The organism is Klenkia sesuvii, from assembly GCF_037083825.1.
Lineage (GTDB): Bacteria > Actinomycetota > Actinomycetes > Mycobacteriales > Geodermatophilaceae > Klenkia > Klenkia sesuvii.
Window position 1 is genome coordinate 117,559 of record NZ_JBAPLU010000005.1, and the last position, 24,129, is coordinate 141,687.

19 protein-coding genes are annotated in these 24,129 nt (G+C 74.3%); 14 read left to right on the plus strand and 5 right to left on the minus strand.

Annotated features, from left to right (window positions below; genetic code table 11):
* The first annotated feature begins 72 nt into the window (after positions 1-72).
* From TEK04_RS06810 to TEK04_RS06820, 3 genes are read left to right on the plus strand one after another with little or no spacing between them, the layout of a single operon-like run.
* Positions 73-930 carry a hypothetical protein gene (locus TEK04_RS06810; protein ID WP_336403569.1) on the plus strand — a complete coding sequence of 286 codons (858 nt, stop codon included), beginning with the start codon at positions 73-75 and terminating at the stop codon, positions 928-930.
* Positions 927-1,445, plus strand: a complete 519-nt coding sequence (locus TEK04_RS06815) for a CvpA family protein (protein WP_336403570.1) — start codon at positions 927-929, stop codon at positions 1,443-1,445. Before TEK04_RS06810 ends, TEK04_RS06815 begins: the two co-directional genes overlap by 4 nt.
* Positions 1,442-2,224, plus strand: coding sequence for a hypothetical protein (locus TEK04_RS06820; protein WP_336403571.1), 783 nt, complete (start codon positions 1,442-1,444; stop codon positions 2,222-2,224). The genes TEK04_RS06815 and TEK04_RS06820 overlap by 4 nt, the downstream gene beginning before the upstream one ends.
* Before the next feature lie 142 nt (positions 2,225-2,366).
* Here the strand turns inward: TEK04_RS06820 and uvrB are convergent, their stop codons facing one another.
* Complete coding sequence (gene uvrB, locus TEK04_RS06825; RefSeq protein ID WP_336403572.1) at positions 2,367-4,493, minus strand: excinuclease ABC subunit UvrB; 2,127 nt, start codon at positions 4,491-4,493, stop codon at positions 2,367-2,369.
* Positions 4,494-4,765: 272 nt separating this feature from the next.
* Between uvrB and glgX the strand changes: the two genes are divergently transcribed.
* The 8 genes from glgX (at position 4,766) to TEK04_RS06865 (ending at position 15,876) form a co-directional block, all read left to right on the plus strand.
* Positions 4,766-6,877: a glycogen debranching protein GlgX gene (gene glgX / locus TEK04_RS06830; protein WP_336403573.1), complete on the plus strand. Its 2,112-nt coding sequence runs from the start codon at positions 4,766-4,768 to the stop codon at positions 6,875-6,877.
* Positions 6,874-9,189 carry a malto-oligosyltrehalose synthase gene (treY, locus tag TEK04_RS06835; protein WP_336403574.1) on the plus strand — a complete coding sequence of 772 codons (2,316 nt, stop codon included), beginning with the start codon at positions 6,874-6,876 and terminating at the stop codon, positions 9,187-9,189. Before glgX ends, treY begins: the two co-directional genes overlap by 4 nt.
* A gap of 12 nt (positions 9,190-9,201) precedes the next feature.
* Positions 9,202-10,950: a malto-oligosyltrehalose trehalohydrolase gene (gene treZ / locus TEK04_RS06840; RefSeq protein ID WP_336403575.1), complete on the plus strand. Its 1,749-nt coding sequence runs from the start codon at positions 9,202-9,204 to the stop codon at positions 10,948-10,950.
* Positions 10,950-11,672 (plus strand): dihydrofolate reductase family protein, encoded by a 723-nt coding sequence (locus tag TEK04_RS06845; protein WP_336403576.1) that lies wholly within the window; start codon positions 10,950-10,952, stop codon positions 11,670-11,672. The genes treZ and TEK04_RS06845 overlap by 1 nt, the downstream gene beginning before the upstream one ends.
* Before the next feature lie 40 nt (positions 11,673-11,712).
* Positions 11,713-12,804, plus strand: a complete 1,092-nt coding sequence (locus tag TEK04_RS06850) for an ATP-dependent DNA ligase (RefSeq protein ID WP_336403577.1) — start codon at positions 11,713-11,715, stop codon at positions 12,802-12,804.
* Between the two features lie 65 nt (positions 12,805-12,869).
* Complete coding sequence (locus TEK04_RS06855) at positions 12,870-14,438, plus strand: alpha/beta hydrolase (RefSeq protein WP_336403578.1); 1,569 nt, start codon at positions 12,870-12,872, stop codon at positions 14,436-14,438.
* A 20-nt stretch (positions 14,439-14,458) separates the two neighbouring features.
* Positions 14,459-15,565 carry a DNA polymerase domain-containing protein gene (locus TEK04_RS06860; RefSeq protein WP_336403579.1) on the plus strand — a complete coding sequence of 369 codons (1,107 nt, stop codon included), beginning with the start codon at positions 14,459-14,461 and terminating at the stop codon, positions 15,563-15,565.
* Between the two features lie 107 nt (positions 15,566-15,672).
* On the plus strand, positions 15,673-15,876 hold the full coding sequence (locus TEK04_RS06865; protein ID WP_091062538.1) for a cold-shock protein: 204 nt from the start codon (positions 15,673-15,675) through the stop codon (positions 15,874-15,876).
* A gap of 88 nt (positions 15,877-15,964) precedes the next feature.
* Here TEK04_RS06865 and TEK04_RS06870 read toward each other — a convergent pair whose 3' ends face one another.
* Positions 15,965-16,417: a hypothetical protein gene (locus TEK04_RS06870; protein WP_336403580.1), complete on the minus strand. Its 453-nt coding sequence runs from the start codon at positions 16,415-16,417 to the stop codon at positions 15,965-15,967.
* 152 nt (positions 16,418-16,569) lie between these two features.
* On the opposite strand from TEK04_RS06870, the gene TEK04_RS06875 reads away from it, so the two are divergent.
* The 3 genes from TEK04_RS06875 to TEK04_RS06885 all read left to right on the plus strand — a co-directional run bounded on the left by TEK04_RS06875 (position 16,570) and on the right by TEK04_RS06885 (position 20,884).
* A complete protein-coding gene (locus TEK04_RS06875; protein WP_336403581.1) occupies positions 16,570-19,266 on the plus strand; it encodes an ExeM/NucH family extracellular endonuclease in 2,697 nt (898 codons plus the stop codon).
* An 81-nt stretch (positions 19,267-19,347) separates the two neighbouring features.
* Positions 19,348-19,782, plus strand: coding sequence for a peptide-methionine (R)-S-oxide reductase MsrB (msrB, locus tag TEK04_RS06880; RefSeq protein ID WP_336403582.1), 435 nt, complete (start codon positions 19,348-19,350; stop codon positions 19,780-19,782).
* A gap of 133 nt (positions 19,783-19,915) precedes the next feature.
* The gene (locus TEK04_RS06885) at positions 19,916-20,884 is read left to right on the plus strand and encodes a hypothetical protein (protein ID WP_336403583.1); all 969 of its coding nucleotides are present in this window, start codon (positions 19,916-19,918) and stop codon (positions 20,882-20,884) included.
* 10 nt (positions 20,885-20,894) lie between these two features.
* On the opposite strand, the gene hemQ is transcribed toward TEK04_RS06885, so the two are convergent.
* The 3 genes from hemQ to hemE are packed head-to-tail and all read right to left on the minus strand — an operon-like array spanning position 20,895 to position 24,097.
* Positions 20,895-21,611 carry a hydrogen peroxide-dependent heme synthase gene (gene hemQ, locus TEK04_RS06890; RefSeq protein ID WP_336403584.1) on the minus strand — a complete coding sequence of 239 codons (717 nt, stop codon included), beginning with the start codon at positions 21,609-21,611 and terminating at the stop codon, positions 20,895-20,897.
* A 33-nt stretch (positions 21,612-21,644) separates the two neighbouring features.
* Entirely contained in the window at positions 21,645-23,015 is a 1,371-nt protein-coding gene (gene hemG, locus TEK04_RS06895; RefSeq protein ID WP_336403585.1) for a protoporphyrinogen oxidase, read from the minus strand.
* The gene (gene hemE, locus TEK04_RS06900) at positions 23,012-24,097 is read right to left on the minus strand and encodes a uroporphyrinogen decarboxylase (protein ID WP_336403586.1); all 1,086 of its coding nucleotides are present in this window, start codon (positions 24,095-24,097) and stop codon (positions 23,012-23,014) included. The genes hemG and hemE overlap by 4 nt, the downstream gene beginning before the upstream one ends.
* Positions 24,098-24,129: the final 32 nt, after the last annotated feature.

A 24,129-nucleotide genomic window follows, 5' to 3' on the forward strand; every position in this document is an offset into this window, starting at 1 on the left:
GTTCAGGGTCGGCGCACACGGTGGGGTCATCGCCACCCCGACCGACGGGTGGGCCATGCTCCAGGAGGACCCGTGACCAGCTCCGCCCGCACCACCCGCCCCCGCCGGTGGACCGCCGTCGTCGTCGGCGGCGCAGCCACCGGCGCCGTGCTCCTCGGCGGCGGCATCGCCCTCGCCGACGGCCCCGGCAACGACGCGCCGGCCGACGCGACCGGCAGCACCCCGGCCGGCGCCCCCGCCGAGGGTGCCCGGACCGGCGACCGCCTCGTGGGCACCGTGACCGCGGTCTCCGACGACTCCCTCACCGTCGTCGACGACACCGGCGAGTCGCACGAGGTCGCCCTCACCGACCAGACCCGCGTCGGCGGGCCGGGTGCAGGCGGGCCGGGTGCAGGCGGGCCCGGTGCAGGCGGGCCCGGTGCAGGCGGGCCCGGTGCAGGCGGGCCGGGCGCGGGTGGACCCGGCGCCGGTCGACCCGGCGAGGGTGGGCCGGGCGCGGGTGGGCCGGGCGTCGGCGCGCCTGGTGCGGGTGGGCCGCAGGTCGACGTCCCCGCAGAGGCCCCCGTGACCCCCGACACCGCGGAGGCACCCGACGCCCCGGACGCCTCCGACGCGGGTGCGGTTCCCCCGCCGGACGGGACGGTCGGTGACCTCGAGGTCGGCGACCGCGTCGAGGTGCGGGTGAGCGACGGCGCCGCGGTGCACGTCCGCGAGGTGCAGGCGACCGTGGACGGCACCGTGGTCTCGGTCGACGGCACCGACCTGACCGTCGTGACCACCCCGGGCCTGCGGGTGGACGTCGACGCCGCCGCCCTGCCCGAGCTCCCGGCCGTGGGTGACGACGTGCACCTGCACGGCACGGCCAGCGAGGACGGGCACACCGTGGTCGCCGACGACACCGCCGACCACATCGCCGACGGACCGCGATGACCACCGCCCTCTGGGTCGACCTGGCCCTGGTCCTGGTGCTGGCCGGGGGCGCGCTCGCCGGCTGGCGCCGGGGCGGGCTCCGGCTGGCCGGGTCCGTGGTCGGGTTGCTGGTCGGGCTCCTGGTGGGGTCCACCGTCGTCCCGCTGCTGACCGGGCGGCTGGACGGCGGCACCCGGCTGGTGGTCGCCCTCCTCGGGGTGCTGGTGGTCGCGGCGGTCGGCTCGGCCGTCGGCCGGGCGGTGGGCGGTCTGCTCGCCGCGCTCGTGGCCCGGCTGCACCTGTCGGTGCTGGACCGGGTCGCCGGTGCGGTGGGCGGCCTGGTGCTGGCCTTCGTGCTGGTCGGCGTCGTCCTGTCGGTGCTGACCCTGGACCCGGGCGCGGGTGGGCCGTGGCTGGCCACCGCCCGCGCGTCCCAGCTCGGCGGGTGGGCGAGCGCCGCGGCCGACCAGGCCCTGCAGGTCGTACGGGTCCAGGCGCCGGGCCTCGGACTGGAGGCAGGTGGCGGTCCGCGATGAGCTGGCGCAGCGGGGACACCAGCGAGTTCCCGACGGTCGGCCGTGGGCTCCCGGGCGGTCGGCAGCCCACCCACGTCGTCGGGCCGTGGGCCCTGGGGACGCGGGACGCCCCCACCGAGCAGTTCACCGCCCCGCCGTCCGCCGGCGCCACCGGTGGTGACGACGGGGTCGGCAGCACCGAACGCAGCGGGGGCGGGGGCGGGGGCCTCGGGCCCCCGGACGCCGCGAGCCGCGATGCCGGTGCCGTGTCCGGTGCCGTGACCGGCGGAACCGCCCAGCCCCGGGCCGGTCGTCGCCGGCGCACGCTGGTCACCGCGGTGGCCGTGGCAGCCGTCGCGGTGGTGGGCGCCGGGGGCGTCGCCCTGGGCGCCGGGCTCGCCGGCGGGGGTTCCGGGGCCGTGCCGGCCGGCGACGTCGGCACGGTCCAGGCGCCGTCCGACAACGGGTCGACCGCCGTCGGCAGCGGCGCGGCGGGCGGGGGTGGCACCAGCGGTGACCTGGGAGGCGGGCCGGACGGGGCCGGTGCTGGTCCGGACGGGGACGACGGTGCGCCGGACGGGAGCGGGGCCGGGCCTGGTGACCGCGGGGCCCCAGCTGATGCCGACCCCGGCAGGGGCTCGGCCGGCGCCGACGACGGGCCGGGTGCCCACGCACCCCGCCCCGGCGGCGACGGCCCCACCACGGGCGACGTCGGCGGTCGACCGGCCGCCGGACCCGGTGCCCGCCCCCCGGGCGCACCCGGCCCGGGGGCAGCAAGCCCCGGTGGCCCTCGCGGGTGACGCCACCCACCCCGCCGGGCCACGCGACCCCCGACGCCGAGCCGCGTGGACACCCACGGCCCGTCCCGGCCCCCGGAACGGGCCGTGGGTGTTCAGCGTCGGGCCGGCACCGCGGGGCGACCCCGAGCCGCGGCCCGGGCGGTCAGGCGTGGGCCGCGTCGAACTGGCGCAGCTCGCGCTTGAGCTCGTTCAGTTCGTCGCGCAGCCGGGCGGCGACCTCGAACTGGAGCTCGCGCGCCGCGGCCAGCATCTGGTCGTTCATCTCGGTGATCATGTCCGCCAGCGCAGCCCGGGGCAGGCCCTCGACGTCGATCGCCCCCGCCTTGGCCTTCGCCCCCTTGGCCTTGGACGACAGCCCCGGCACCGGCGCCTTGCCGCGGGACTGCTGCCGGCCCGACCCGCCGAACTCCTCGGTGGCCTTCTCCGCGTCCTCGCTGGCCTTGTAGATGCCGTCGAGGATGTCGACGATCTTCTTCCGCAACGGCTGCGGGTCGACGCCCTTCTCCAGGTTGTAGGCGATCTGCTTCTCGCGGCGCCGGGCCGTCTCGTCGATGGCCTGCGCCATCGACGGGGTGATCTTGTCGGCGTACATGTGCACCTGACCCGACACGTTGCGGGCGGCGCGACCGATGGTCTGGATCAGCGAGGTGCCCGATCGGAGGAAACCCTCCTTGTCGGCGTCGAGGATCGCCACCAGGGACACCTCGGGCAGGTCGAGCCCCTCGCGCAGCAGGTTGATGCCGACCAGCACGTCGTACTCACCCTGGCGCAGCTCCCGCAGCAGCTCGACCCGGCGGAGGGTGTCGACCTCGGAGTGCAGGTACCGGACCTTGATGCCCAGCTCGAGCAGGTAGTCGGTGAGGTCCTCGCTCATCTTCTTGGTGAGCGTGGTGACCAGGATCCGCTCGTCCTTCTCGGTGCGGGTGCGGATCTCGTGCACCAGGTCGTCGATCTGGCCCTTGGTCGGCTTCACCACGATCTCGGGGTCGACGAGACCGGTGGGGCGGATGACCTGCTCGACGAACTCACCGCCCGTGCGGCCCAGCTCGTAGTTGCCGGGGGTGGCCGACAGGTACACCGACTGACCGATGCGGTCGGTGAACTCCTCCCACTTCAGGGGTCGGTTGTCCATGGCCGAGGGCAGCCGGAAGCCGTGGTCGACCAGGGTGCGCTTGCGGCTCATGTCGCCCTCGTACATCCCGCCGATCTGCGGCACGGTGACGTGCGACTCGTCGACCACCAGCAAGAAGTCGTCGGGGAAGTAGTCGATGAGGCAGGCGCCGGCGGTGCCGGGGCCACGGCCGTCGATGTGCCGGGAGTAGTTCTCGATGCCCGAGCAGAAGCCGACCTGCCGCATCATCTCGATGTCGTAGGTGGTGCGCATGCGCAGCCGCTGGGCCTCCAGCAGCTTGCCCTGCTTCTCCAGCTCGGCCAGCCGGGCCTCCAGCTCGGCCTCGATGCCGTGGATCGCGCGCTCCATGCGCTCGGGCCCGGCGACGTAGTGCGTGGCCGGGAAGACGAACAGCTCCTGCACCTCCCGGACGACCTCGCCGGTGAGCGGGTGCAGGTAGTAGAGCCGCTCGACCTCGTCGCCGAACATCTCGATGCGGACGGCGAGCTCCTCGTACACCGGGAAGACCTCGATCGTGTCCCCCCGCACGCGGAACGTGCCACGGGTGAAGGCCAGGTCGTTGCGGGTGTACTGCTCGGTGACCAGGGTGCGCAGCAGCTCGTCGCGGTCGCGCTCCTCGCCCACGGCGATCTTGAGCGCCCGGTCGACGTACTCCTGCGGGGTGCCCAGGCCGTAGATGCAGGACACCGTGGAGACCACCACGACGTCGCGGCGGGTGAGCAGGCTCTGCGTGGCCGAGTGCCGCAGCCGCTCGACCTCCTCGTTGATCGAGGAGTCCTTCTCGATGTAGGTGTCGGTCTGCGGGACGTAGGCCTCGGGTTGGTAGTAGTCGTAGTAGCTGACGAAGTACTCGACCGCGTTGCCCGGCAGCAGCTCGCGGAACTCGTTGGCCAACTGCGCGGCCAGCGTCTTGTTCGGCGCCATCACGAGCGTGGGCCGCTGCACCTGCTCGATGAGCCACGCCGTGGTCGCCGACTTGCCGGTACCGGTGGCCCCCAGCAGGACCGTGTCCTTCTGGCCGGACTTCACCGCGGCCGCGAGCTCGGCGATGGCGGTGGGCTGGTCGCCGGAGGGCTCGAACTCGCTGACCACCCGGAAGGTGCCGCGGGTGGGCCGGAGGCTGGTCTGCGTGCTCACGGTCCGAATGTAGGACGGGGGTACGACAAGAACAGGTCGAGCGGCGGGCGGTGTGGTCCCCGGCACGGCCGCACACCCGGCGGACCGGGGCCGGGCACGGCAGACTCCGACCAGACCACCGTGACCGGATCGTCACCGTGGCCGCGAGTAGCACCGCCGCACCCGGGGCACCGGCGCCCCCGCAGGTCGCGGCACCGCCCGGTCGACCGCACCGCAGCACCACCCGGCCCCGGATGCACCGGGGCGGCCCAGCGCAGGAGGAACACCACCACATGACCACCCAGGTCTGGCCCGGTACCGCCTACCCCCTCGGGGCGACCTACGACGGCACCGGCACGAACTTCGCGATCTTCAGCGAGGTGGCCGAGAAGGTCGAGCTGTGCCTCTTCGACGACGACGGCAACGAGGAGCGCATCCGGCTGCCCGAGATGGACGCCTTCGTCTGGCACGCCTTCCTCCCCGGCGTCCAGCCCGGCCAGCGCTACGGGTTCCGCGTGCACGGCCCCTACGACCCCGAGCAGGGTCACCGGTGCAACCCGAACAAGCTGCTGCTGGACCCCTACGCCAAGGCCGTCGACGGCGGCATCGACTGGGACCCCTCGGTCTTCGGGTACGACTTCGAGACCAAGGAGCGCAACGACGACGACTCCGCGGCGCACATGCCGAAGTCCGTCGTCATCAACCCCTACTTCGACTGGGGCAGCGACCGGCTCCCCCGCACGCCGTACCACAAGTCGGTCATCTACGAGGCCCACGTCAAGGGCCTGACGATGACCCACCCCCGGGTGCCCGAGGAGCTGCGCGGCACCTACGCCGGCCTCGCCCACCCGGCGGTGATCGAGCACCTGCAGGACCTCGGCATCACCGCCGTCGAGCTCATGCCGGTGCACGAGTTCGTGCAGGACGACACCCTGCAGCAGAAGGGCCTGCGCAACTACTGGGGCTACAACTCCATCGGGTTCTTCGCCCCGCACCACGAGTACGCCAGCAACCAGACCCCCGGCATGGCCGTGCAGGAGTTCAAGGGCATGGTGCGCACCCTGCACGACGCGGGCATCGAGGTGATCCTCGACGTGGTCTACAACCACACGGCCGAGGGCAACCACCTGGGCCCCACGCTGTCGTTCAAGGGCATCGACAACCAGGCCTACTACCGCCTGGTCGCCGACGACAAGCAGTTCTACATGGACACCACCGGCACCGGGAACTCGCTCAACGTCGCGACCCCGCAGTCCCTGCAGCTGATCATGGACTCGCTGCGCTACTGGGTCACCGAGATGCACGTCGACGGCTTCCGCTTCGACCTGGCCTCGACGCTGGCCCGGCAGTTCCACGAGGTCGACCGGCTGTCGGCGTTCTTCGACCTCGTCCACCAGGACCCGGTCGTCAGCCAGGTCAAGCTCATCGCCGAGCCGTGGGACATCGGCGACGGCGGCTACCAGGTCGGCAACTTCCCGTCGCTGTGGACCGAGTGGAACGGCAAGTACCGCGACACCGTGCGGGACTTCTGGCGCGGCGAGGACGCGACCATCGGCGAGTTCGCCAGCCGGATCACCGGCTCGGCCGACCTCTACCAGCACTCCGGTCGGCGCCCGGTCGCCAGCATCAACTTCGTGACCGCCCACGACGGCTTCACCATCAACGACCTCGTGTCCTACAACGAGAAGCACAACGAGGCCAACGGCGAGGACAACAACGACGGCGAGAGCCACAACCGCAGCTGGAACTGCGGCGTGGAGGGCGAGACCGACGACGCCGAGGTGCTGGCCCTGCGGGCCCAGCAGCGCCGCAACTTCATCGCCACCCTGATGCTGAGCCAGGGCGTGCCCATGCTGCTGCACGGCGACGAGCTCGGCCGCAGCCAGGGCGGCAACAACAACGGCTACTGCCAGGACTCCGAGCTGACCTGGATCGACTGGTCGGCCGTCGACGAGGGCCTGGTCGAGTTCACCAAGCTGGTCACCCACCTGCGCCACGAGCACCCGACGTTCCGGCGGCGCCGGTTCTTCCACGGTCGCCCGGTCGGCCGCGGCGAGGGCGACCCGGTGCCCGACATCGCCTGGCTGACCCCGGCCGGGGACCTGATGACCGAGGAGGACTGGGACGCCCACTACGCCAAGAGCCTGGCGGTCTACCTCAACGGGCACGGCATCCGCTCGACCGACGAGCGCGGCGAGGACGTCATCGACGACTGCTTCATCCTGGCCTTCAACGCCTGGCACGAGGACATCGAGTTCACGTTGCCGCCCAGCGACTACTCCCAGTCGTGGGAGGTCCTCGTCGACACCGCCGAGTTCGGCCCGGTGGAGCCCAACGAGCACAAGTCCGGCGACGTGCTGACCGTCAAGGGCCGGGCCATGGTCGTGCTGCGCAGCCTCTCGTGACCGGGACCGGCACGCCCAGCACGCCCACCGGCACCTACCGGCTGCAGTTCCACGCCGACTTCACCCTCGACCAGGGCGCGGAGCTGGCCGGCTACCTGGCCGACCTGGGGGTGAGCCACGCCTACGCGTCGCCGCTGCTGCGGTCGGCCGAGGGGTCCAACCACGGCTACGACACCACCGACCACGCGCACGTCGACGAGGCGCGTGGTGGTCGGGCCGGCCTGGACCGGTTCGTGGCCGCGCTGCACGAGCACGGCCTGGGGCTGGTGCTGGACCTGGTCCCCAACCACATGGGCGTGGAGGACGCCCACGCGTCGGGCTGGTGGTGGTCGCTGCTCGAGCTGGGCCCCGACAGCCCGCACGCGCACGCCTTCGACGTCGACTGGGACGCCGGCGGCGGCCGGGTGCGGCTGCCGGTGCTGGGCTCGGCCGACGACCTCGCCGAGCTGCGCGTCCAGGACGGCGAACTGCGCTACTACGAGCACCGCTTCCCCATCGCACCGGGCACCGGTGAGGGCACGCCGCAGGAGGTGCACGACCGGCAGCACTACGAGCTGGTCGACTGGCGGCGGGCCGACGGCGACCTGAACTACCGCCGCTTCTTCGCCATCAACACCCTCGCCGGACTGCGGGTGGAGGACGAGCGGGTCTTCGCGGCCACCCACGCGCTGGTGGCCGAGCTGGTCGAGGCGGGGTACGTCGACGGCCTGCGCATCGACCACCCCGACGGGTTGGCCGACCCGCGCGGCTACCTGGACCGGCTCGCCGAGCTGACCGGTCACCGGTGGACCGTGGTGGAGAAGATCCTCGAGCCCGGGGAGGACCTGCCCGAGGCCTGGGCCACCGCCGGCACGACGGGCTACGACGCCCTGGCCGAGGTCGACGGCGTGCTCGTGGACCCCGCCGGCGAGGCCGCGTTCACCGCGCTGGACACGGAGGTGGCCGGCCACGAGGTCGACTACGCCGAGCTGGTGCACTCCGCCAAGCGCGAGGTCACCGACGGCATCCTGGGGTCGGAGGTCTCGCGGCTGGCCCGCCTGGTCGGCGAGCTCCCCGGGGTGACCGGGGACGACGTCCGGGAGGCGCTGGCCGAGCTGCTGGCCTCCTTCGACGTCTACCGCACCTACCTGCCCGACGGTCGCGCGCACCTGGACGCGACCGTGTCCGCCGTCCGCGCCCGCCGTCCCGACCTCACCGCCGCCGTCGACGGGCTGCACCCGCTGCTCGCGACGCCGGGCACCGAGCTGGCCACGAGGTTCGAGCAGACGTCCGGGCCGGTCATGGCCAAGGGCGTGGAGGACAGCGCCTACTACCGGTGGTCGCGCTTCGTGGCGCTCAACGAGGTCGGCGGTGACCCGACCCGGTTCGGGACGTCGGTGGCCGACTTCCACGCCGCGCAGCAGTCCCGGGCCGAGCACCGGGCGGCGTCGATGACGACGCTGTCCACCCACGACACCAAGCGCAGCGAGGACGTGCGGGCCCGGTTGGCCGTGCTGGCCGAGCTGCCCGACGAGTGGACGACGCTGGTCCGCGGCTGGCTGGACCGGCACCCGCTGACCGACCGGCCGCTGGCCCACCAGGTGTGGCAGAACCTGGTCGGGGCCTGGCCGCTGAGCCGGGAACGGGCGCGGGCCTACGCCGAGAAGGCCGCCCGCGAGGCCGGCACGTCGACCACCTACACGGCGGTCGACGAGGAGTTCGAGGCGTCGTTGCAGGCCATGGTCGACGCGGCCTTCGACGACCCGACGACCCGCGGCGAGATCGACGCGTTCGTCGACCGGATCACGCCGCACGGGCGGTCGAACTCCCTGGCCCAGAAGCTGCTCCAGCTGACCGTCGCCGGGGTGCCCGACGTCTACCAGGGCACCGAGCTGTGGGACCTCTCCCTCGTCGACCCGGACAACCGGCGGCCGGTCGACCACGCGGAGCGGCGCCGGCTGCTGGCCGAGCTCGACGGCGGCACCGTGCCGGCCGTCGACGACGGCGGCGCGGCCAAGCTGCTGGTCGTCTCGCGGGCGCTGCGGCACCGGCGCGACGTCCCGGAGGCCTTCGCCGGCTACACCCCGGTCGAGGTCACCGGGGCGGCCGCCGACCACGCCGTCGCCTTCGACCGCGGTGGCGTCGTCACCGTGGCCACCCGGCTCCCCGTCGGCCTGGCCGACGGGGGCGGGTGGCGGGACACCGCGCTCCAGCTGCCGCACGGCGGCTGGCGCGACCTGCTCACCGGCACCCGGGTGGTCAGCGCCTCGGGCGGCGCCCCCGTGGCCGAGCTGTTGGCGCAGCTCCCCGTCGCCCTCCTCGTCCGCGACTAGCGAAGGACCCCCATGAGCACCGAGTTCTCCGTCTGGGCACCCCTGCCCGAGCGGGTGCGCCTGCAGGTCGACGGCGACGTGCACCCCATGACCCGCGACGACGACGGCTGGTGGCGGGCCACCGTCCCGGCCACCGCGGAGGCCGACTACGGCTTCCTGCTCGACGACACCGAGCCGGCCCGGCCCGACCCGCGGTCGCGCCGGCAACCCGAGGGCGTCCACGGGCTCTCGCGCAGGTTCGACCCGGGCGCCCACGCCTGGGGCGACGGCGCATGGACCGGCCGCCAGCTGGCCGGCAGCTCGGTGTACGAGCTGCACGTGGGCACCTTCACCGCCGACGGCACGCTGGACGCCGCAGCCGCCAAGCTCGACCACCTGGTCGACCTCGGCGTCGGGTTCGTCGAGCTGCTGCCGGTCAACGGGTTCAACGGCACGCACAACTGGGGCTACGACGGCGTCGCCTGGTACGCCGTCCAGGAGACCTACGGCGGCCCGGCGGCCTACCAGCGCTTCGTCGACGCCTGCCACCAGCGCGGCCTGGGCGTCATCCAGGACGTCGTCTACAACCACCTGGGCCCCTCGGGGAACTACCTGCCCGAGTTCTTCCCCGTGTTCAGCGAGGGCGGGGCGAACACCTGGGGCGACTCGGTCAACCTGTCGGGGCCGCACTCCGACGAGGTGCGGCGCTACGTCATCGACAACGCGCTGATGTGGCTGCGCGACATGCACGTCGACGGCCTGCGCCTGGACGCCGTCCACGCCCTCGTCGACGAGCGGGCCACGCACGTGCTGGAGGAGCTGGCCGCCGAGGTCGACGCGCTCAGCGTCGCCCTCGGCCGCCCGCTGACGCTCATCGCCGAGAGCGACCTCAACGACCCCCGGATGGTCACCCCGCGCGCCTCGGGCGGGCTGGGCATGACCGCGCAGTGGAGCGACGACTTCCACCACAGCCTGCACGCGGTGCTCACCGGCGAGGGCCAGGGCTACTACCGCGACTTCGCCGACGCCGGGCTGGCCGGCCTGGCGAAGATCCTCACCGGCGCCTTCCTATACGACGGGGCCTGGTCCTCGTTCCGCAAGCGGCACCACGGCCGCCCGGTGGACACCGCGGCGCTGCCGGGCTGGAAGTTCCTGGCCTACCTGCAGGACCACGACCAGATCGGCAACCGGGCGACCGGCGACCGCATCTCGGCCACCCTCTCCCCCGAGCTGCTCGCCGTGGGCGCCACCATCACCCTGACCAGCCCGTTCACGCCGATGCTGTTCATGGGCGAGGAATGGGGGGCGGGCACCCCGTGGCAGTTCTTCACCAGCCACCCCGAGCCCGAGCTGGGCAAGGCGACGGCCGAGGGGCGGATCGGCGAGTTCGCCGAGCACGGCTGGGACTCCGACGACGTGCCCGACCCGCAGGACCCGGAGACCTTCACCCGGTCGGTGCTCGACTGGTCCGAGCTCGACCGGCCCGAGCACGCGGGGCTGCTGCGGCTGCACGCCGAGCTGCTGGCCCTGCGCCGCAGCCACCCCGAGCTGGCCGACGCCGACCTCCGCCGGGTGCGGGTCGAGCACGACGACGCCGAGCGCTGGCTGGTGGTGCACCGCGGCTCGCTGCGCGTGGTGGTCAACCTCGCCGACCAGCCGAGGGTTGTCCAGCTCGACGCCCCCGCCGGCGAGACCCTCTTCGCCACCGGCGAGCTGCCCACCCGCGACGGCAGCTCGGTCACCCTCCCGGCGCACTCGGCCGCGGTGCTCGGCACCCGCTGATGCGCGGGCTCCTGCCGCCCAGCGAGTCCTGGCTCGACGCCACCGCCGTCGTCGAGTCCTACCGGCCGCCCCCCGGTCGGTTCGTGCGCGCGAACTTCGTGCACGCCCTGGACGGCGCCACCAGCGTCGACGGGGCCTCGGCCGGGCTGGGGTCCGACGCCGACCACCAGGTGTTCACCGTGCTGCGGGCCTGGTGCGACGCGGTGCTGGTCGGTCACGGCACCGCCTCGGGCGAGGGCTACGGCCCCGTCGGCGCCGATGCCGAGGTGGCCGAGCTGCGGGCCGAGCTGGGGCGGCCCGCAGACGCCCCGGTCGTCGTGGTCTCCCGCCGGGCGTCGCTGGCCCCCGGCGACCGGCTGTCCGCCCCGCCGACGGTGCTGGTCACCTGCGCCTCGGCCGACCCCGACCGGCGGTCTGCGCTGACCGAGGCCGGGGTGCAGGTGCTGGTGTGCGGCGAGGACGACGTCGACCTGCCCGCCGCCCTCGACGCCCTGGCTGCCCGGGGCCTGGAGCAGGTGCTGTGCGAGGGCGGGCCCTCGCTGGTGCGGGCCGCGGTCGCCGCCGACGTGGTCGACGAGCTGTGCCTGACGACGGCGCCCCTGCTGGTGGGCGGGGCCGCCGGGCTGCTCGGCGACCACGGCCTGCCCACGCCGCGGGCGGTCCGGCTGGTGCAGCTGCTCGAGGAGGACGGCGTCCTGCTGGCCCGCTACTCGTTGCGCTGACCACCCCGCGGGGTCGGCGCCGGGCTGCTTGACTGCAGCGGTGGACCTGCCCGTCATGCCCCCGGTGAAGCCCATGCTGGCCAAGGCGGCCACGAAGGTGCCCGAGGGCGACTTCTGCTACGAGCCCAAGTGGGACGGGTTCCGCTGCATCGTCTTCCGCGACGGGGACGAGGTCGAGCTGGGCAGCCGCAACGAACGCCCGCTGACCCGTTACTTCCCCGAGGTCGTCGAGGCGGTCAAGGCGCAGCTGCCCGACCGGTGCGTGCTCGACGGCGAGATCGTGGTCCCGCGCGGGGACCGGCTGCACTTCGAGTCGCTGCTGCAGCGCATCCACCCGGCCCGGTCGCGGGTGGACAAGCTGGCCGTGGAGACCCCCGCCTCCTTCGTCGCCTTCGACGTCCTGGCCCTCGGCGACGAGTCGCTGCTGGAGCTGCCCTTCCGCGAGCGGCAGGCGCGCCTGCGCGAGGCGCTGGCCGGCGCCCGGGCCCCGGTGCACGTCACCACGCTGACCACCGACGCCGCGGTCGCCCGCCGGTGGTTCGAGGAGTTCGAGGGTGCCGGGCTCGACGGCGTCGTCGCCAAGCCCGCCGACGCGCCCTACTCCCCCGACCAGCGCACGATGACCAAGGTCAAGCACGTCCGGACGGCGGACGTCGTGGTCGCCGGCTTCCGGTGGCACAAGACCTCCACGCCGGAGCACCCCCTGGTCGGGTCGCTGCTGCTGGGCCTGTGGCGGGGTGACCACCTCCAGCACATCGGGGTGGCCGCCTCCTTCACCACCAAGCGGCGCGCCGAGCTGGTCGCCGAGCTCGAGCCCTACCGGGCCGGTGCCGTGGCCGGGCATCCGTGGCAGGACTGGGCGAACGCGCAGGTCGAGACCACGGGGGAGCAGCGGATGCCGGGTGCGCAGAGCCGCTGGAACGCCGGCAAGGACCTCTCCTGGGTGCCGCTGCGGCCCGAGCTGGTCATCGAGATCCGGTACGACCAGCTCGAGGGCGAGCGGCTGCGGCACACCGGCCAGTTCCAGCGCTGGCGACCGGACAAGGACGCCGCCGACTGCACCTACGACCAGCTCGACGTCCCGGTCCGCTACGACCTCGCGGAGGTCCTCGGCGGGCAGCGGGACGGTTGAGAGCCTGACCACCTGTGGCCCACGGGACGGGCGTGACGGGCGTGGCCCTCCTAGGCTGGTCGACCGTGACTGCCGCGCCCCGCCGTCCCGCCGTCCTGGTGGCCCTGCTCTCCGCCGTCCTCTGCGTCCTGCCGGCGTGCTCCTCGAGCGAGGGCACCGAGCGCTCGAGCGCCAGCACGACCACGACCGAGGCCACGCCGACCGAGGCGCCGGTGCAGCCCGTCGAGTGGACCGACTGCACCGCCGACATCGCCCCGATCATCGCCGGCCGCCCGGGTGCCGACCGGCCGCTCACGTTCGGCTGCGGGCAGGTCGAGGTGCCGCTGAGCTACGACGACCCGGCCGGCCCGACGCTGTCGCTGTTCGCCGTCCGGGCGGTGTCGGGCGCGCAGACCGACCGCATCGGCTCGCTCGTGGTCAACCCCGGCGGGCCCGGGCTGTCGGCCACCGACGCGGCCGTGCAGGCCGCCCTCACTCTCCCCGACGCCGTCGTGGGGCGCTTCGACGTCGTGGGCGTCGACCCCCGCGGGGTCGGGCTGTCGCAGCCGGTCGAGTGCATCCCCGACGCGACCAAGGACGAGCTGACCGCCGCCGAGCCCCGTCCCGGCACCGCCGAGGAGGTCGACGCGGCGTTCGCGCTGGCCGACGACGTCGCCGAGGGCTGCGTGGACACCTACGGCGCCGGCCTGGGCGCCTTCTCCACCGTCGACTCCGCCCGCGACCTCGACCGGGTCCGGCAGGCCGTCGGCGACACCCAGCTGACCTACCTCGGCTACAGCTACGGCACCACCCTGGGCTCCACCTACGCCGAGCTGTACCCGGAGAACGTGCGGGCCCTCGTGCTCGACGGCGCGGTCGACCCCGACGCCGACCGCGAGTCCGCCGCGGAGGCCCAGGCCGCGGGGTTCGAGGCCGCCTTCGACGCGTTCGCCGCGAACTGCACCGCGCTGGTCGGCGGGTGCCCGGTGGGCGCCGATCCGCGAGCCTTCCTCGGCGACCTGCTCACCCAGGCCGAGACCGCCCCCGTCCCCAGCAGCCGGGAGGGCGAGACCCGCCAGGCCACCCCGGGTCTGGTGCTGGCCGCCGTCCGGTCGGCGCTGTACAACCCGGCCGCGTGGCCGCAGCTGGCCCAGTCGCTGGCCGCTGCCCAGGCCGGCGACGCCGCCGGGGTGCTCACCCTCGCCGACACGTTCACCGGACGCGGCGAGGACGGCACCTACACCAACACCATCGACGCCAACATCACGATCAGCTGCTCGGACACCGACGAGGAGTACGCGCAGTCCGACGTGCGGCCGCTGGTGGCCGACTGGGGCGCGCGCTACCCGCTCTTCGGCGCCGAGGCCGCGCTGTCGCTCTACACCTGCACCCCGTGGGACGCGCCCCGCACCCCGCTGCCCGACCGCGACGCCGAGGGCGCCGCGCCGATCCTCGTGGTGGGCACCCAGGGCGACCCGGTCACCCCGCTGCCCGGCGCGGTGGACATGGCCGCCGACCTCGCCTCGGGCGTGCTGCTCACCTGGCAGGGCAGCGGGCACACCGCGTACCCCAAGACGCAGTGCGTCACCGACGCGGTCAACGCCTACCTGGTCGACCTGGCCGCCCCCGCCGCCGACCTCACCTGCCCCGCCTGACCCGGCCCTAGGCTGCAGTGGTGGCCAGCAGCAGCACCACCCTGGAGGTCGGCGAGCACGAGGTCCGGGTCTCCAGCCCCGAGCGCGTCGTGTACGCCGCGACCGACCGCACCCCGGAGATCACCAAGCTCCAGGTCTGCGAGTACGTCGCCACCGTGGCCCCGACCTGGTTGCGCAGCATCGGGGACCGGCCGACGGCGATGGAGCGGTGGCCCGACGGGTGGCGGGAGGGCATGCGGTTGGCCACCGGCCCGCGCGACAAGGACGGCGACGGCTTCTACCAGAAGCGGCTGCCCCGGGGGGCGCCGGAGTTCGTGCAGACCGCGCAGGTCACCTTCCCCAGCGGCCGGACGGCGGACCTGCTGCGCCCGACGGTGCCCGCCTCGCTGGTGTGGGCGGCGCAGATGGGCACCCTGACCTTCCACCCCTGGCCGGTGCGGGTGCCCGACGTGGACTCCCCCGACGAGCTGCGGCTGGACCTGGACCCGCAACCGGGGACCGGCTTCGCCGACGCCCGCCGGGTGGCCGCGGTGGCCCGGGAGCTGCTCGAGGAGCTCGGCCTGCGCGGCTACCCCAAGACCAGCGGCAACCGCGGGGTGCACGTGTACGTGCGCCTCGCCCGCGGCCGCACGTTCGAGGACGTGCGGCACGCCGCCATCGGGTTCGGCCGCGAGCTGGCGCGCCGCGACGCCGGGGTCACCACGGCCTGGTGGAAGGAGGAGCGTGGCGAGCGGGTGTTCGTCGACTACAACCAGAACAACCGCGACCGCACCATCGCCGGTGCGTGGAGCCCGCGGGCCCGACCCGGCGCGCCGGTGAGCACCCCGCTCACCTGGGAGCAGCTGGCCGACGTCGACGACCCGGCCGAGCTGAACCTGCTGACCGTGCCCGAGCGGCTGGCCGACGGCGACCCCTGGGCCGGCATGGACGACGTCGAGCACGACCTGGACCCGCTGCTGCACCTGTGGGAGACCCTGCCGGGCGGGGAGCTGAACTTCCCGCCCGACTACCCCAAGATGCCCGGGGAGCCGCCGCGGGTGCAGCCCAGCAAGAAGGTGGCCGCGCACTGGGACGCCGCCGGCAACCGGCGGGACGCGCTCCCCCGAGGCGGCCCGGACACCCCGTGAGGGGGTGCGGTGCAGACGGGGCTGGACAGGTGTGGTTAGGGTTCAGTCGTCGGGAAGGCTCTGTAAGTGGCAGGACCCCGACGTACGACCTCAGCTAGGAGCGAGCAATGCCCGAAGGAACTGTGAAGTGGTTCAACGCGGAGAAGGGGTTCGGCTTCGCCACCCCTGACGGCGGCGGCCCGGACGTCTTCGTCCACTACTCGGCGATCCAGACCAGCGGGTACCGCTCGCTCGACGAGGGTCAGCGCATCTCGTTCGACGTCGAGCAGGGCCAGAAGGGCCCGCAGGCTGCGAACGTCAACCCGCTCTGAACCACTGAGCGGGGGCTGACCTCAGCCACCTGAACCACCGGCAGCGCCCCTCGACCTCCGGGTCGGGGGGCGCTGCTGCGTCCCCGGCTCAGTGCGCGCGCGGGACGTACCCGCCGATCAGGGCGCTCATCAGCAGGGCGCCGTCGTGCTCGCCCACGGCTGCGGCCGCCGCGGCCAGGGCGGCCCACCGCTCGCGCTCGACGTCGGTGGGGGCGTTCGCCGCCCGGGTGGCCAGCTGCTCGCCCAGGCGCGCCCACTCCGACTGCGGGGTCGGCCAGAGCCCGGTGAGGCGGCGGGCCTCGCCCGAGATCCCGGTGATGCGGACGACGTCGCCGGCCACGTTGGTCAGCGCGGCCACGTACCCGGTGTCGACCAGCCCGCGGACGGCGGCCACCACCTCGGCCCGGGGCAGCCCGCTGGCCGGGACCACCTGCCCGAGGTAGGGCGCCCCTCCGTGCTCGGGGCTGTCCACCAGCCGGGCGACCGCGCGCAGCACGGGCAGGTCTCGGGCGAACCAGGAGTCGGGCAGCAGCTCGGGCACCGGGCCACGCTACGCGGTACCCGTCCGTGAGCTGGACTCATGAGCGGTGCGAAAGATGTCACCCGTTGTTCATGGACCGACGCACAGCGCACTGACAGGATCGACGGGTCCCCCGACCTGCCCCGGCCCACCGGCCCGCCGCGAGGAGAACCGTGTCCACGAGCAGAAGGGCGCCGGTCCTCGGCGCCGCCGTCACCGCCCTGGTGGCCGGGGGGTTGGCGACCGCCTCCCCCGCCGCCGCCGTGTCCCCCGACGTCGTCGTCGGCGAGGCCTACGGCGGCGGCGGCAACACCGGCGCGACCCTCACCCACGACTTCGTCGAGCTGCGCAACGACGGCCCGGCCACGGTCGACCTGTCGACCTGGTCGGTGCAGTACCTGCCGGGGACCCCGAAGGCGTCGTCGAGGTGGCAGGTCACCCCGCTGACCGGCAGCATCGCCCCCGGCGGCAGCTACCTCGTGCAGCAGGCGCAGGGCAACGGGGGCTCCACGTCGCTGCCCACCCCGGACGACGTCGGCACCATCCCGATGGCCGCGGGCTCGGGCTCGGTGGCCCTCGTCCAGGGCACCGCTGCCCTCACCTGCCTCACCGCCGCCGACTGCACGGCCGACAGCCGGGTGCGCGACCTCCTCGGCTACGGCGACGCCACGGTGCGCGAGGGCTCCCCGACCGCTCCCTTGGGTGCGAGCACGTCGGCCTCCCGCACCGCCGGCCCCGACACCGACGACAACGCCACCGACTTCGCCGTCGGCACCCCCAGCCCGACCAGCACCGGTGGCAGCGCCCCCGAGCCCGAGCCCGAGCCCACCCCCGAGCCCGAGCCCACCCCCGAGCCCGAGCCGTCGGGTCCGGCGTGCGACGCGACCACGCAGACGATCGGGTCGGTGCAGGGGTCCGGCGCGACCAGCCCGCTCACCGGCAGCACCGTCACCGTGCGCGGCACCGTCGTCGGTGACCTGCAGGACGGCGGGCTGAACGGCTTCCACGTCCAGGACGCCGGCGACGGCGACCCCGCGACCTCCGACGGCGTCTTCGTCTACGCCCCCGGCGGGCCCGAGGTGGACCTGGGCGACGTCGTGACCGTGACCGGCACCGTCGCCGAGTTCAAGCGCAACGCCGACCAGCTGCCCGGCACCGCCACCCAGCTCACCGCCCCCACCTGGACGGTCTGCGGCACCGCCGAGCTGCCCGCACCGGTGGAGCTCCCGCTGCCCTCGACCACCGAGCAGCGCGAGGCGCTCGAGGGCATGCTCGTCACCCTGCCCGCCGACCTGACGGTCACCGAGGTCTACGCGCTCAACACCTTCGGCGAGGTCCTGCTGTCCTCCGGCGGCCGGCTGCTGTCCCCGACCGAGGTCGCCGAACCCGGTGACCCAGCCCGTGCCGTCGCGGCGGAGAACGCGGCGCGCTCGATCATCCTCGACGACGCCGTGAGCGCCAACCTCGCGACCGCCGGTGCCACCCCGCCGTACCTGACGGCGTCCGACCCGGTGCGGGTCGGGGACACGGTGGCCACCCTGCAGCCCTCGGTGCTGGGCTACGGCTTCGACGCCTACCGGCTGCAGCCCGCCGACGGCACCGCCGCCGGTACCACCTTCACCGCCACGAACCCGCGCACCGACGCCCCCGCGCCGGTGGGCGGTGACCTCCGGATCGCCGACTACAACGTGCTCAACTACTTCGTGACGTTCGGCGGGCAGTCCCGCGGGGCCGAGAACGCCGAGGAGCTGGCCCGCCAGCAGGCCAAGATCGTCGCCGGGATCACCGCCCTGGACGCCGACGTCATCACCCTGCACGAGATCGAGAACTCCGCGGTCACGACGCCCGGTGACGACTACCGGGCGGTGCAGACGCTCGTCGCGGCGATCGAGGCGGCCGACGGGCACGACTGGGAGTTCGTGCGGGCCCACGAGGACACCGACGTCATCACCAACGCGATCGTCTACCGCACCGACGCGGTGACGGCGGTCGGTGACCCGCAGGTGCCGGCCGACCTCACCGCCTTCGACAACGCCCGCACCCCGATCGCGCAGACCTTCGCAGCGCAGGGCGAGGTGTTCACCGTCGTCGCCAACCACTTCAAGTCCAAGGGCTCGGGCAGCGGCGCCGGCAACACCGACGCCGGGGACGGCCAGGGCGCCTCGAACGCCGACCGCGTGGAGCAGGCCACCGCGCTCGTGGCCTTCGCCGACGAGCTGGTGCGCACCACCGGCGACCCCGACGTCCTGCTCACCGGGGACTTCAACAGCTACCGCTACGAGGACCCACTGGACGTCGTCCGCGCCGCCGGCTACCAGGACATGGGCCCGGTGCTGGCCCCCGACCAGTACAGCTACGTCTTCGACGGCGGGTCCGGGTCGCTGGACCACGTGTTCGCCTCGCCCTCGATGGCGCAGCGGTTGACCGGGCTGACCGTGTGGCAGACCAACGCGGTCGAGTCCTACGCGTACCAGTACAACGGCTACGGTCCGTTCTTCGCCCCCGACCCCTACCGGGCCAGCGACCACAACCCGACCGTGCTCGGCGTCTCGCTGGCCCCGCTGGACCAGCCCGCCACCGCCGCCGTGGACCAGTCCCGGCCGTTCCGCGGCGAGCGGATCACCGTGACCGGTTCGGGGTTCGAGCCCGGGGAGCGCGTGACGGTCACCGTCGCCGGCCGCCCGGCCGGGTCGGGGACGGCGGACGACGCCGGCGGGGTCGTGCTCCGTCCGCGGGTGCCGGTGGTGCTGGGCACGGGTGACCAGCCCGTCGTCCTGACCGGGGCCTCCGGCGAGACGGCGACCACGACGATCACGCTGCGGTCGCTGTTCCAGGAGCTGCTCGACCGGTTGCTGCGCCTGTTCGGCTGATCGACCGCGCACCACCGCACCGGCCCGTCACCCCATCGCCATGCGCGGCACGGGTGGCGGGCCGGTCGTATCGTCGGGTGCATGACCCAGCACACCGGACCCGCCGTCGACCGGCAGCCGAGCGTCGTGAAGACCGAGGAGGAGTGGCGGTCCCAGCTGTCGCCGGAGGAGTACGCGGTGCTCCGCCAGGCCGGCACCGAGCGCCCCTGGACCGGCGAGTACACCGACACGAAGACCGTCGGGGTCTACCACTGCCGGGCGTGCGGGGCCGAGCTGTTCCGGTCGGAGACCAAGTTCGACTCGCACTGCGGCTGGCCGTCGTTCTACGAGCCGACCAGCGCCGACAACGTCGTGCTCACGAGCGACCGCTCGCTCGGCATGGTCCGCACCGAGGTGCTGTGCGGCACCTGCCACAGCCACCTCGGGCACGTCTTCGACGACGCCCCGCAGACCCCGACCGGCGACCGCTACTGCATCAACTCGGTCTCCATCACCCTCGCCCCCGCCGAGGGCTGAGCCCGATCCGGGAGACCACCTGAGCAGTCCTGCTCAGGTGGCCGACCGGCCGTCCGGGCACGGTGGACCGCATGACCACCGCACCCGGACGCCGCCGGCCCACGCCCGCCCCCAGCGTGCAGGTGGGCCGGCGATGAGTCGCCACGCCGCCGTCCTGCTGGCGCTGGCCGCGCTCACCCTGCCCGGCTGCAGCCTGCTCACCCCGGACGAGGCCGTCGACGCCGCTGAGCAGCAGTGGGCGGCCCTCACCCCCGATGTCCGGGACGCCCTCGGGGTGCACGACCAGGAGGAGTCGGCCACCGGCAACGTGGCCGAGATCTGGGTCATCAGCGCCGACCTCGACCTCGATGTCGGCGGTCCGCACGGCGAGCCGGTCGGCGACTCCGCCCGGGCCGGGGCCGAGCGCACTGCCCGGTGCCTGGCCGTCGCCCGCGCCCTGGCCGGTGGGGACCTGCGTGCCTACGGGTGGCTCCCGGTCGGTCGCGAGCTGGTGGCGGCCGGGCCCGACACCTGCGTCCGTGGTCTGGGGGGCGGCTGGTGGGCCGACGGGCCCGCCCCGTCGGGGCCGGAAGGGTCGCAGAACCGGTCCGGATCGCTGGAGCTCGCCCGTCCCGCGGACGGCGGGCAGGCCGAGCTCGTCGGTGTCACGGTGGACCTGGACGCCCTGGCTGTGCAGGCGAGCAGCGACGCACCCGCCTGGACCAGCCCCGTGGGCACGTTCGACCCCCACGTGTTCGACGAGCGCCTCCGGGCCCTGTCCACGCCGCTCCCGAGCGACCTCGTGGTCAGCGACAACCAGCACCGTCAGCTCGTGGTGACCGTCCCGACCGGCACCGCCGTCTCGGTGACGGCGACGTGCACCAGCACCGGCCCCACCTCCGGACACGTGGCGGTGGAGACCGCCACGTCGTCCACCGACCTGAGCCCGGGCACCCTGGACCCCGACCAGGTCGGGCCCATGGCCGCCAACTGCCCGGGGACCGCGACGGCCCCGCTCGTGCCCGACGACCAGGTGCTCACGCTCGACGGGCCCGTGGACGTCTTCCTGGTGCAGGTCGGCGGAGTGGCCGGCACGACCAGCTACGAGATCGGCGTGCGGTGATCCCCGCCCGTCAGGCGAGGCCGGCGACCAGCTCGGCCGCCGAGCGACGGGTGCCGGTGTAGAAGGGGACCTCCTCGCGCACGTGCCGGCGGGCCCGCGAGGCGCGCAGGTCGCGCATGAGGTCGACGATGCGGTGCAGCTCGTCGGCCTCGAAGGCGAGCATCCACTCGTAGTCGCCCAGCCCGAACGAGGCGACGGTGTTGGCCCGGACGTCGGGGTAGGGCCGGGCCTGCATGCCGTGCTCCTTGAGCATGTCGCGCCGCTCCTCGTCGGGCAGCAGGTACCACTCGTAGGAGCGCACGAACGGGTAGACGCACACGTAGCGGCGCGGCTCCTCGTCGGCCAGGAACGCCGGGATGTGGGAGCGGTTGAACTCCGCCGGGCGGTGCAGCGCCAGCTGCGACCACACGGGCTCGAGCCGCTGACCCAGCGCGGTGCGGCGCAACCGGGTGTAGGCCTCCTGCAGCGCCTCCGGGGTCTCGGCGTGCCACCACACCATGAGGTCGGCGTCGGCCCGCAGGCCCGCGACGTCGTACAGCCCGCGGACGACGACGTCCTTGCCGGCCAGCTCGCCCAGCAGGCCCTCGAACTCCTCGACGGCGGCCTGGCGTGCGTCGTCGCCGAAGGGCCGGGCGAGCCGGAACACCGACCACATCGTGTAGCGGATGAGGGCGTTGAGCTCGTTGGCCCGCTTGCCGGTGCTCTTCTGCTCGGGCTGGTCGGTCATGCCGCCCATTCTCCCCCCGCCGCAGCGCCGGGCTCAGGTGAGGGTCGCCACCGCTCGGCGAGCGCCGCGGATGCAGGCCGGCACGCCCACGCCGTCGTAGGCGGCGCCGGCGACGGCCAGCCCCGGGACGGCGGCGACCGCCGACCGGATCGCCGCGACCCGCTCGACGTGGCCCACCAGGTACTGCGGCAGCCCGCCACCCCACCGCACCAGGTGGGTGTCGACGGGCTCGGGGTCGGCCAGCCCCAGCAGCTCGGCGACCTCGGCGACCACCGCGGCGGTGAGGTCGTCGTCGGGTCGCTGCAGCTGCTCCTCCTCAAGGTAGCGGCCCACCGACGAGCGCACCCGCAGCAGGCCGTCGACGTCCAGGTGCGGCCACTTCTGCGAGGAGATGGTGATGCCCTTGACCAGCCGACCGGTGACCGGGGGCACGAGCAGGCCCGACCCGGGGGGCAGCGGCTGCCCGCGGAAGGCCATCGCGACCACCGCCATCGAGGCGTAGGGGATGCCACCGAGCGGTTCCACGGCGTCCCCGGCCACGTCGGCCAGCAGCCGGGCGGCCTTGCCCGCCGGCACCGTCACCACGACGGCGTCGGCGGTCAGCTCGTCGTGACCGGCGCCGACGGTGAGCGCGAACCCGCCCCCGGTCCTGGTCAGGGTGTGCGCCGGGGTGCGCAGGCGCACCGCGCCCGGCGGCAGCGCGTCGGCGAGGGCGAGCGGCAGCGAGCCCACACCCCCGGGCAGCGTGGCGAACACCGGGCCCTCCGCGTTGCCCGCGGCGGCCTCCCGGCTGCGCGCCCCGGCGTCCCGGGCAGCGGCCGCGGCGGCGAGCACCGTGCGGTGCCGGGGCAGGTGCGCGGCGAGCGCCGGCATGGTGGCGGCGACCGACAGCCGGTCGGCCTGCCCGGCGTAGACCCCGCCGAGCAGGGGCTCGACCAGCCGGTCCACCACCTCGTCGCCGAGTCGCTCGCGCAGCAGGTCGCCCACCGACCGGTCGGCACCGAACTGCAGTGGCTGCAACGACTGCTCCGCGCGCACCCGCTCGACCCCGGCCGGGGACAGCAGGCCCTCCAGCCCCTCGGCCGACGTCGGCACCCCCAGCAGGGTGCCTGCCGGCAACGGGTGCCGGCCCGAGGGCAGCAGCACCGACGCCGACGTGGTGCGCGGTGCCAGTTGGTCCAGCCCCAGCTCGGTCATCAGCTCGACCGCGTCGGGCACGCGCGCCAGCACCGCCTCGGCCCCGGTGTCGTACCAGGTGCCGGCCAGCTCGACGCGGCCCAGCTTGCCCCCGACCCGGTCCCCGGCCTCGAGGACGACGACCTCGTCCTCCGGTCGCGCCCGGTGCCAGGCGTACGCCGCCGTGAGACCGGTGATGCCGGCCCCGACGACGACCACCCGGCTCACGAGCGGGCGCTCAGCTGGTGGACCAGGTCGACGACGTGCGTGATCGCGCCCGGGTCGGTGTCGGGCAGGACGCCGTGGCCGAGGTTGAACACGTGACCGCGGGCCGCGCGACCCTGCTCGACGACGCGGCGCACCTCGGCGTCCAGCGTGGCCCGGTCGGCCAACAGCACGGCCGGGTCCAGGTTGCCCTGCAGGGAGTAGCCCGGACCCACCCGCCGGGCCGCCTCGTCGAGGGGCACCCGCCAGTCGACGCCGACCACGTCGGCCCCCGCGTCGCCGATCAGCGGCAGCAGCTCGCCGGTGCCCACCCCGAAGTGGATGCGCGGGACGTCCCGCTCCCCCGCGGCGCGGTCCCCCAGGCCGTCGAACACCGCACGCGAGTGCGGCAGCACCCGGGCGGCGTAGTCGGCGGCCGACAGCACGCCGGCCCAGGAGTCGAACAGCTGCACCGCCGAGGCACCGGCGTCGACCTGCGTGCGGAGGAACACCGCGGCCGACACGGACAGCTTGGTCAGCAGGCGCTGCCAGGCCTCGGGCTCGGCGTACATGAACGCCTTGGTGCGGGCGTGCTCCTTGGAGGGCCCACCCTCGATGAGGTAGGTGGCCAGCGTGAAGGGCGCTCCGGCGAAGCCGATCAGCGGCACCGGGCCGAGCTCGGAGACGAGCCGGTGCACCGCCGTCGTCAGGAAGTCCAGCTGCTCGGGCTGCAGGTCGGGCAGGGCGTCGACGTCGGCGACGGTGCGCACCGGCTCGGCGACGACCGGGCCGACGCCGGGCTTGATCTCGATGTCCACACCGGCCACCACCAGGGGCAGCACGATGTCGGAGAACAGGATGGCCGCGTCGACCCCGTGCCGGCGCACCGGCTGCAGGGTGATCTCGGTGACCAGGTCGGGGTCCTGGCAGGCCTGCAGCATCGCGGTGCCGGCCCGCACCGCGCGGTACTCCGGCAGCGACCGCCCCGCCTGGCGCATGAACCAGACCGGCGTGTGCTCGACGGGGCGTCCGAGGGCGGCGCGGACCAGGTCGGAGTCGGCCTGCGGAGCCGGGCCGGCGGTGTCGGACTGTGCTGAGGTACCCACGACGGACCATCCTCCCAGACCACGCCGCGGCG

Excerpts from the sequence above, each read along its gene's own strand:
- TEK04_RS06885 (WP_336403583.1), top strand. The coding sequence starts at position 19,916 with ATGAGTCGCCACGCCGCCGTCCTGCTGGCGCTGGCCGCGCTCACCCTG.
- TEK04_RS06865 (WP_091062538.1), top strand. The coding sequence starts at position 15,673 with ATGCCCGAAGGAACTGTGAAGTGGTTCAACGCGGAGAAGGGGTTCGGC.
- msrB (WP_336403582.1), top strand. The coding sequence starts at position 19,348 with ATGACCCAGCACACCGGACCCGCCGTCGACCGGCAGCCGAGCGTCGTG.
- hemQ (WP_336403584.1), bottom strand. The coding sequence starts at position 21,611 with ATGACCGACCAGCCCGAGCAGAAGAGCACCGGCAAGCGGGCCAACGAG.
- TEK04_RS06815 (WP_336403570.1), top strand. The coding sequence starts at position 927 with ATGACCACCGCCCTCTGGGTCGACCTGGCCCTGGTCCTGGTGCTGGCC.
- treZ (WP_336403575.1), top strand. The coding sequence starts at position 9,202 with ATGAGCACCGAGTTCTCCGTCTGGGCACCCCTGCCCGAGCGGGTGCGC.
- glgX (WP_336403573.1), top strand. The coding sequence starts at position 4,766 with ATGACCACCCAGGTCTGGCCCGGTACCGCCTACCCCCTCGGGGCGACC.
- TEK04_RS06820 (WP_336403571.1), top strand. The coding sequence starts at position 1,442 with ATGAGCTGGCGCAGCGGGGACACCAGCGAGTTCCCGACGGTCGGCCGT.
- TEK04_RS06845 (WP_336403576.1), top strand. The coding sequence starts at position 10,950 with ATGCGCGGGCTCCTGCCGCCCAGCGAGTCCTGGCTCGACGCCACCGCC.